Raw genomic sequence first — 8,766 nt, 5'->3', positions numbered from 1 at the left:
TTAGACTTCTTGCATTCATTCCAAAAAAAAGAATAATTAACCACAGATGGACACAGATGGACACAGATGGAATCAAAGAAGTGCAATATTGTCTATAGAAATTATCAACTATGAATTGGTAAATCTTAATGAGTGCTTATAAATCTGATATTAATCTTGCCCTTCTAAGCATGAATTGAAGCGCTGTTTCTTCTTTGGAAATAATGTCAGCTTTGGCATCCATTCCGGGTTGAATAAGGCATTTACGATTCTGATTTCCGAAGGAAAGACGTTCTGGTGTAATTGTTGCTTCAAAGTAGCTAACAGATGGAATTGTACCCGTATTATTACTTTGAGGTGTGATTGCGTCTGGAGAGAGAGCACTAACAACACCTTTGAGCGTTCCATAATCAGGATAGGGACAAGCGTCAACTCGTAATTGCACGGTTTGACCAACGGCGACCTTTTTAATTTCAGTAGCAGGAACCATTGCTTTAATGACTAAAGGAGCATTCTGCGGCACAATTTCAGCAATGGCTTCTGACGGGTTTACCACCTGACCGGGATTTCGCAAATTCAGCTTGAGAATAACGCCATTACTGGTGGCACGAATCACGCTATTTTTCCTCTGAAGATTATTTTTCTCCACTTCTTTTTGAGATTGTCTGATTTGGTTTCGCATTTCTATTTGTCGCTGAATTAAAGCCTTTTTCTCTCTGATAAAAGCAGCGACACCAGCTTCTCCTTTAGCAGTTTCTTGAGCAATTCTTTCTTGAGCGATCGCCACTATTGCCCCACTCGGGTTGAGTGCAGCTTTAGCCGTTTGGAGATTTGCCTTGGCAATGTCCACAGCTTTTTGTTCAGCTTCAACGGCTGCTTTTGTTTGCAAGACAATAAGTTGCTTCTCGTCGAATTGACGCTCAGCGATTGCGCCTTCTTTAACTAGCTGTTTAAAACGGTCTTGTTCTTTAATAGCAAAGACTAAATCAGTCTTTGCTTTTTGCCAATCAACCTCCGACTTTTGTAAATTTGCCTGTGCTGCTAGCACTTCGCTTTGAGCTTTAATTTGTTGCTCTTGATAATCATGTTGATTACGTGCCAAATCGGCTTTCGCAGAAGCGACAGTTCGTTCTATAACTCTCTTTTCAGCCTCAATTTGGGTATCTAAAGCTGTAATTTGAGCATCAATTTGAGCCAGTTGTAAATTTCCTTCCTGGATATTGCCTTGCAATTGGCTATTTTTGATGTGTAATTCCGTATCATCCAATTGGGCGATGATATCGCCCTTTTTGACAATCTGATTTGTTTTAACAAAGATACTTTTAATAGTTCCTTCCATGGACGGTTGTACGAGCCGGATTTCTCCTGTAGGACGCACAGTCGCCGGAGCTTTCACAGTGACATTGTATTTAATGTATGAAGAGAGGGCGATCGCAGCACCAACATTGGCAACGAGAAATATTCCAGCTAAAGATGTCCAACGGCTAACAGGAGGAAGAAAATCTTCAGTGCCAACTGAGGGAAGCAGTTTTTGATGATGAGTATAAAGCATAATTAATAATTAGTAATTAGTGATGAGTTGTTTGGTCATTGTTAGTAGTTAGTTATTGTTCCACTAACTACTAGCCATTAACTATTAACCACTTGCTAAGGAATTAAAAAGTCCAAATGGTCGCCTGGTTTAGAGCGTAACTCTTTCAAAGAACCTTGAAGTTTCAACTTACCTTGTTCTATCAACACAATCCAATCAGCCCGATTAATGACTTTAGGACGGTGAGTAATTAGAATCGTGGTTTTACCGCGACGATGTTGAAACAACTTATCTAAAACTTGCGCTTCGCTCACTGGATCTAGTCCAGAGGTAGACTCATCTAAAATGAGGACTGGTGGATCTGTAACAATAGCTCTTGCAATTGCCAGTCGTTGACGTTGTCCGCCCGATAGATTTGCACCAAATTCACCCAAAACAGTTTGATATTTATCCGGAAGTTTACTAATAAAATCATCTGCCTCAGCAATTTGGCAAGCTTTCACAATCTGCTCGAAAGAAACATAAGGTGTTCCTAAGCGAAAGTTTTCCATAATCGAACGACTCCAAAAGTGAGCATCTTGCGGAACGAGAACCACTTGCTGACGCAGACAATCAAGCGAAAGGTCTTGTAAATTATAAAGTCCTATGCGAATATTACCTGATTGGATTGGATATAAGCCGGCAATAAGTTTAGCTAAGGTACTTTTACCACAACCAGATTTACCGATGAGAGCAATAACTTGACCACCAGGAATTCTTAAAGAAAAGTCTTCTAATAAATCAATCCGACCAGCATAATGAAAGTTAACATTTGTACAAATAATGTCAGTATCTCCAGGAATGTTGGCAAAAGGTTTTCTTCCATCACCTTCATTTTCCGGAGTCGCATCTATAACTTCTGTTAGGCGTTGCGTTGCCGTTTTAGCACGAGTAAATTCATCTACAAAACTGATAACACTACCAATTAAACCGAGAAAACTACCATTCATCGAGCTAAAGGCAAGGAGTTGCCCAATACTGAGATTTTCCGACGGGTTAATGACTAAATTACCGCCAAACCAAAGCAAAATAATACCACCAATACCGGAAATAAAACTAGAGAAAGTATGATTGATAATGCTAATCTGAATGGTGCGTAATGTTAGGTTAGAAAGTTTACTAAATCGGCTTTGTAATTCATCCCAAAACTGTGGTGCAGCAGTGGTTGTTTTAATGGTGAGTGCGCCTTTAAAGGTTTCAACTAAAACACCTTGTGTTTCTGCTTCTGTTACTAAAAGCTCACGGGTTTTTTGCTGGAGACTTGGTTGAAATACTATAGTAGATAGCGTCATTACCACAGCGATGACTACAGCAACTACAGTGAGTTTCCAGCTATAAAAAACCATGAAACCAAAAGAAATCAGCGCAATAAAAAATTGGCTCGGTAAGCCAACAATAACTTGGGCAACTAACTGATTAATTTGGTCAATATCTCGTAGGCGGCTAATGATTTCTCCACTGCGACGAGCTTCGTAGTAAGAAAGAGGTAAGCGCAAAATTTGTCGTCCAAATTCTAGGACTAGCCCTAATTGCAAGCGTTGTGCAAAGTGAGCAATTAAATTAGACTGCACAAACGAAAGGCTGCTGGAGATAAAATTCATCACAACCACGGCGATCGCCACAGTTGTGAGCAGCTTAGTATCACCGCGAACCAGCACATCATCAGTCAGGATTTGCAACAGAAAAGGCGAAGCCAAAGACAGCAGTCCCAAAATCAGGTTTAAAGGTAATGCTTGCGCTAAGATTCCGCGAAAAAGCCACACCCGCTTGAAGAAACGCAGAAACCCACCAACTTGCTCGTCTTGTTGGGCAAAAAAGCGTACTGGATCTGGTTCCAGTAACAGCATCAACCAATCTGCACAACCCTCTGCTAAATCTTGTTTTGAAAGGTAACGGACGCCCACCGCTGGATCAGCAACGACACATTTGTTGCCCTTCTTCCCGTATAAAACAACCCAGTGATTTCCTCCCCAATGAATAATTGCTGGTAGAGGCGCTTCTTTTATCTTGTTGAGGAGTTCCGGTGAGGTTTTCACTGGGCGCGCATTAAAACCCAGTGTTTCTGCACCCCGCTTCAGCCCTAACAGAGTCGTCCCAGATTGTCCTGTTCCTACGGCTTCCCGGATACGATTTAGAGTAAAAGTACGTCCGTAATGTCTGGCTATAGATGCGAGACAAGCAGCGCCGCAATCTTCTTCACTATGTTGTAAAACATGAGCGTATTTCATATGCCAAAAAAGCTTATCTTAATTTCCCTATCACTTAATTAAAAAAAAGCACCTATCATCCGTGTGATATTGGCTTCAAGAAAGCAAACGTGTCATCGTTGCTTTAGTTACACTATAAAGTAAGTAAATAGCTAGTGCATTGAGTGTTTCTGCCAGTTTCATTGCCTATTTTTGAGATACTAATTACACAATTATGTCACCGTATTTTCCGAAAAATACACACAGACAATCCAGGCAGAAATATTTAGGCTTTACCAATCAGATTGCGCTTCAATCTAGAGTCGGTAATAATCCGTAGAAATTGCACGCATTAGGAGTAAATCAATAAGCTACTCCTAGTAATTACCGTTAGATGATCAAACAGTTAAGAGTGTGTCCGCACTACTAAGGCACCAAATGTTCGACTACAGTAGAGACATAAGCCCAAATAACATATTTAAGAAATTTGCGCTACTCAAACCCTTTGATTTACGCTTGCGGCGTCCACCACCTCCGTTCAATCCACCTCCACTAAATCCAAAGGAAAGTTGCGAGAGCATATATCCACTTTGTTGCCTAGAAGAAACACTACTGGTACCGTCTGAATAAGTGGCTTCGCTACTTGCAAAACTTCTAATATTTGTCATTTGTATGACCAAATCATACAGGTCTAGTGAAGAAGATGAACGTCCACCACACATAGCCTCTTGTTCTTCTCCAGATACATCAGTGAATAATTCTGAGTTTTTTTGTATTTGAATCTGTTTGGACATAAGTACAACCTTTGTATTTGGTAGTATATATAGTTTTTTACAATAAGAGCATTAGAAAAATTAATTATCACTAAAAGTAGTCAGCTATCAGTGATATGGGGTAAAAATGTAATTAATTCATCTCCTATAACACCCCATATCTAGCTGATTAATTGATGAGTCTAAATAAACAAATTCCTAGTGTTATAGCCTCAAGTCAGTGGAAGATTCCAGAAAGTTAATCTGCTTGACTGTTCTCATTTATATACAGCTAGGGAAAATCAGTTGTTCTAAAGTGAGAGTTAAGTGGAAATTCTGGAATCGTAATTCAGCAATTAATTATCTGTATTTAATTGCCTACCATTTGAAGGTGAGAATGTCTCCTGAGGAACTATGAATCTTATCTTCGGAAGCCTTGAATACTTTTGTAGAACTTGCACCACCAGGACCAGCAACTGCTGTAGTACCAAACATGACAGCCTTACTATTCAAGTTGTACTTAGCGAAATTGTTCTCATTAATATTAGATGGGTAATACAAACCTAAACCACCAGCGATAACTTCTTGTTGTTCAACAGACAATTCGATAAATAAAGCGTCAGACATGATTGAAAACCTCGTAGTTTTGATTTGAGTTGAATTTGTTTTTAGCTCTTAGTTGATTGCCTTTTCTTGTGTTTGGCGCTCAACTCTTGGTTGATTAATGAAAAAAGATGGAAGATTCCAGAAAGTTAATCTGCTTGACTGTTCTCTTTTATATACAGCTAGGGAAAATCAGTTGTTCTAAAGTGAGAGTTAAGTGGAAATTCTGGAATCGTAATTCAGCAATTAATTATCTGTATTTAATTGCTTACCATTTGAAGGTAAGAATGTCTCCTGATGAACTGCGAATCTTATCTTCGGAAGCCTGAAACACTTTTGTAGAACTTGCACCACCAGGACCAGCAACTGCTGTAGTACCAAACATGACAGCCTTACTATTCAAGTTGTAGTTAGCGAAATTGTTCTCATTAACATTAGATGGGTAATACAAACGTAAGCCACCAGCGATAACTTCTTGTTGTTCAACAGACAATTCGGTAAATAATGCGTCAGACATGATTAAAAACCTCGTAGTTTTGATTTGAGTTGAATTTGTTTTTAGCTCTTAGTTGATTGCCTTTTCTTGTGTTTGGCGCTCAACTCTTGGTTGATTAATGAAAAAAGATGGAAGATTCCAGAAAGTTAATCTGCTTGGCTGTTCTCATTGACATACAGCTAGGGAAAATCAGTTGTTCTAAAGTGAGAGTTAAGTGGAAATTCTGGAATCGAAATAGAGCAATTAATTATCTGTATTTAATTGCCTACCATGTGAAGCTGAGAATGTCTCCTGATGAACTGCGAATCTTATCTTCGGAAGCCTTGAATACTTTTGTAGAACTTGCACCACCAGGACCAGCAACTGCTGTAGTAGCAAACATGACAGCCTTACTCTTCAAGTTGTAGTTAGCGAAATTGTTCTCAGTTACAGTTGGTATGCCATACAAACCTAAGCCACCAGCGATAACTTCTTGTTGTTCAACAGACAATTCGATAAATAATGCATCAGACATGATTGAAAACCTCGTAGTTTTGATTTGAGTTGAATTGAATTTGTTTTTAGCTTCTCGTTGATTGCCTTTTCTTGTGTTTGGCGCTCAACTCTTGGTTAATTAATCAAAAAAGATGGAAGATTCCAGAAAGTTAATCTGCTTGACTGTTCTCTTTTATATACAGCTAGGGAAAATCAGTTGTTCTAAAGTGAGAGTTAAGTGGAAATTCTGGAATCGGAATAGAGCAATTAATTATCTGTATTTAATTGCCTACCATTTGAAGGTGAGAATGTCTCCTGATGAACTATGAATCTTATCTTCGGAAGCCTTGAATATTTTTGTAGAACTTGCACCACCAGGACCAGCAACTGCTGTAGTAGCAAACATAACAGCCTTACTGTTCAAGTTGTAGTTAGCATAATTGTTCTCAGTTAGAGTTGGTATGCCATACAAACCTAAGCCACCAGCGATAACTTCTTGTTGTTCAACAGACAATTCGGTAAATAATGCGTCAGACATGATTGAAAACCTCGTAGTTTTGATTTGAGTTGAATTTGTTTTTAGCTCTTAGTTGATTGCCTTTTCTTGTGTTTGGCGCTCAACTCTTGGTTGATTAATGAAAAAAGATGGAAGATTCCAGAAAGTTAATCTGCTTGGCTGTTCTCATTGACATACAGCTAGGGAAAATCAGTTGACGTCAAGTGAGAGTTAAGTGGAAATTCTGGAATCGAAATAGAGCAATTAATTATCTGTATTTAATTGCCTACCATGTGAAGCTGAGAATGTCTCCTGAGGAACTATGAATATTATCTTCGGAAGCCTTGAATACTTTTGTAGAACTTGCACCGCCAGGACCAGCAACTGCTGTAGTACCGAACATGACAGCCTTACTATTCAAGTTGTACTTAGCGAAATTGTTCTCAGTTAGAGTTGGTATGCTATACAAACCTAAGCCACCAGCGATAACTTCTTGTTGTTCAACAGACAATTCAGTAAATAATGCGTCAGACATGATTGAAAACCTCATAGTTTTGATTTGAGTTGAATTTGTTTTTAGCTTCTTGTTGCTTGATTAATCAAAAAAGATGGAAGATTCCAGAAAGTTAATCTGCTTGACTGTTCTCTTTTATATACAGCTTTAGAAAATCAGTTGTTCTAAAGTGAGAGTTAAGTGGAAAATCTGGAATCGAAATAGAGCAATTAATTATCTGTATTTAATTGCCTACCATTTGAAGGTAAGAATGTCTCCTGATGAACTGCGAATCTTATCTTCGGAAGCCTGAAACACTTTTGTAGAACTTGCACCACCAGGACCAGCAACTGCTGTAGTAGCAAACATGACAGCCTTACTCTTCAAGTTGTAGTTAGCATAATTGTTCTCAGTTAGAGTTGGTATGCCATACAAACCTAAACCACCAGCGATAACTTCTTGTTGTTCAACAGACAATTCGATAAATAATGCGTCAGACATGATTGAAAACCTCGTAGTTTTGATTTGAGTTGAATTTGTTTTTAGCTTCTCGTTGATTGCCTTTTCTTGTGTTTGGCGCTCAACTCTTGGTTAATTAATCAAAAAAGATGGAAGATTCCAGAAAGTTAATCTGCTTGACTGTTCTCTTTTATATACAGCTAGGGAAAATCAGTTGACGTCAAGTGAGAGTTAAGTGGAAATTCTGGAATCGTAATTGAGCAATTAATTATCTGTATTTAATTGCTTACCATTTGAAGGTAAGAATGTCTCCTGAGGAACTGCGAATATTATCTTCGGAAGCCTTGAATACTTTTGTAGAACTTGCACCACCAGGACCAGCAACTGCTGTAGTAGCAAACATGACAGCCTTACTCTTCAAGTTGTAGTTAGCGAAATTGTTCTCAGTTAGAGTTGGTATGCCATACAAACCTAAACCACCAGCGATAACTTCTTGTTGTTCAACAGACAATTCGATAAATAATGCGTCAGACATGATTGAAAACCTCGTAGTTTTGATTTGAGTTGAATTTGTTTTTAGCTCTTAGTTGATTGCCTTTTCTTGTGTTTGGCGCTCAACTCTTGGTTAATTAATCAAAAAAGATGGAAGATTCCAGAAAGTTAATCTGCTTGACTGTTCTCTTTTATATACAGCTAGGGAAAATCAGTTGTTCTAAAGTGAGAGTTAAGTGGAAATTCTGGAATCGAAATTGAGCAATTAATTATCTGTATTTAATTGCCTACCATGTGAAGCTGAGAATGTCTCCTGATGAACTGCGAATCTTATCTTCGGAAGCCTTGAATACTTTTGTAGAACTTGCACCGCCAGGACCAGCAACTGCTGTAGTAGCAAACATGACAGCCTTACTCTTCAAGTTGTAGTTAGCGAAATTGTTCTCATTAACATTAGATGGGTAATACAAACTTAAGCCACCAGCGATAACTTCTTGTTGTTCAACAGACAATTCGATAAATAAAGCGTCAGACATGATTGAAAACCTCGTAAAATTGATTTGAGTTGAATTTGTTTTGAGCTTCTTGTTGATTGCCTTTTCTTGTGTTTGGCGCTCATCTCGTTGCTTACTTTTATAAGATACGAGCAACTCACTAGTAGAGTCATTTGCGTTTTCAGACAACTTGATTACCACGTTGAGAAAAAACAGTTGTCAAATTACGAAGCGAATCATTTCCGAAAAATACATAAAAGCAATACGCAAAA

The 8,766-nt window shown here is 38.5% G+C and carries 11 protein-coding genes; all 11 read right to left on the bottom strand.

Features of this window, described 5'->3' with window-relative positions:
• Positions 1-136 precede the first annotated feature (136 nt).
• Positions 137-1,531 (bottom strand): HlyD family secretion protein, encoded by a 1,395-nt coding sequence (locus AACT52_RS22735; RefSeq protein WP_073633502.1) that lies wholly within the window; start codon positions 1,529-1,531, stop codon positions 137-139.
• A 95-nt stretch (positions 1,532-1,626) separates the two neighbouring features.
• Positions 1,627-3,777 (bottom strand): peptidase domain-containing ABC transporter, encoded by a 2,151-nt coding sequence (locus AACT52_RS22730; protein WP_073633501.1) that lies wholly within the window; start codon positions 3,775-3,777, stop codon positions 1,627-1,629.
• 404 nt (positions 3,778-4,181) lie between these two features.
• The gene (locus tag AACT52_RS22725) at positions 4,182-4,529 is read right to left on the bottom strand and encodes a hypothetical protein (protein ID WP_073633500.1); all 348 of its coding nucleotides are present in this window, start codon (positions 4,527-4,529) and stop codon (positions 4,182-4,184) included.
• A 336-nt stretch (positions 4,530-4,865) separates the two neighbouring features.
• Positions 4,866-5,114: a CTB family bacteriocin gene (locus AACT52_RS22720; protein ID WP_073633499.1), complete on the bottom strand. Its 249-nt coding sequence runs from the start codon at positions 5,112-5,114 to the stop codon at positions 4,866-4,868.
• A gap of 244 nt (positions 5,115-5,358) precedes the next feature.
• Positions 5,359-5,607, bottom strand: a complete 249-nt coding sequence (locus tag AACT52_RS22715; protein WP_073633498.1) for a CTB family bacteriocin — start codon at positions 5,605-5,607, stop codon at positions 5,359-5,361.
• A 244-nt stretch (positions 5,608-5,851) separates the two neighbouring features.
• Positions 5,852-6,100: a CTB family bacteriocin gene (locus tag AACT52_RS22710; protein ID WP_073633497.1), complete on the bottom strand. Its 249-nt coding sequence runs from the start codon at positions 6,098-6,100 to the stop codon at positions 5,852-5,854.
• A 249-nt stretch (positions 6,101-6,349) separates the two neighbouring features.
• Positions 6,350-6,598 carry a CTB family bacteriocin gene (locus AACT52_RS22705; protein WP_073633496.1) on the bottom strand — a complete coding sequence of 83 codons (249 nt, stop codon included), beginning with the start codon at positions 6,596-6,598 and terminating at the stop codon, positions 6,350-6,352.
• 244 nt (positions 6,599-6,842) lie between these two features.
• Entirely contained in the window at positions 6,843-7,091 is a 249-nt protein-coding gene (locus AACT52_RS22700) for a CTB family bacteriocin (RefSeq protein ID WP_073633495.1), read from the bottom strand.
• Positions 7,092-7,301: 210 nt separating this feature from the next.
• A complete protein-coding gene (locus tag AACT52_RS22695) occupies positions 7,302-7,550 on the bottom strand; it encodes a CTB family bacteriocin (protein ID WP_073633494.1) in 249 nt (82 codons plus the stop codon).
• 244 nt (positions 7,551-7,794) lie between these two features.
• Positions 7,795-8,043, bottom strand: coding sequence for a CTB family bacteriocin (locus AACT52_RS22690; protein ID WP_073633493.1), 249 nt, complete (start codon positions 8,041-8,043; stop codon positions 7,795-7,797).
• A 244-nt stretch (positions 8,044-8,287) separates the two neighbouring features.
• Complete coding sequence (locus AACT52_RS22685) at positions 8,288-8,536, bottom strand: CTB family bacteriocin (RefSeq protein WP_143172860.1); 249 nt, start codon at positions 8,534-8,536, stop codon at positions 8,288-8,290.
• Positions 8,537-8,766: the final 230 nt, after the last annotated feature.

It is taken from the genome of Scytonema sp. HK-05 (assembly GCF_963872035.1).
Lineage (GTDB): Bacteria > Cyanobacteriota > Cyanobacteriia > Cyanobacteriales > Nostocaceae > Kalymmatonema.
This window is presented reverse-complemented; position numbering and strand designations above follow the sequence as displayed.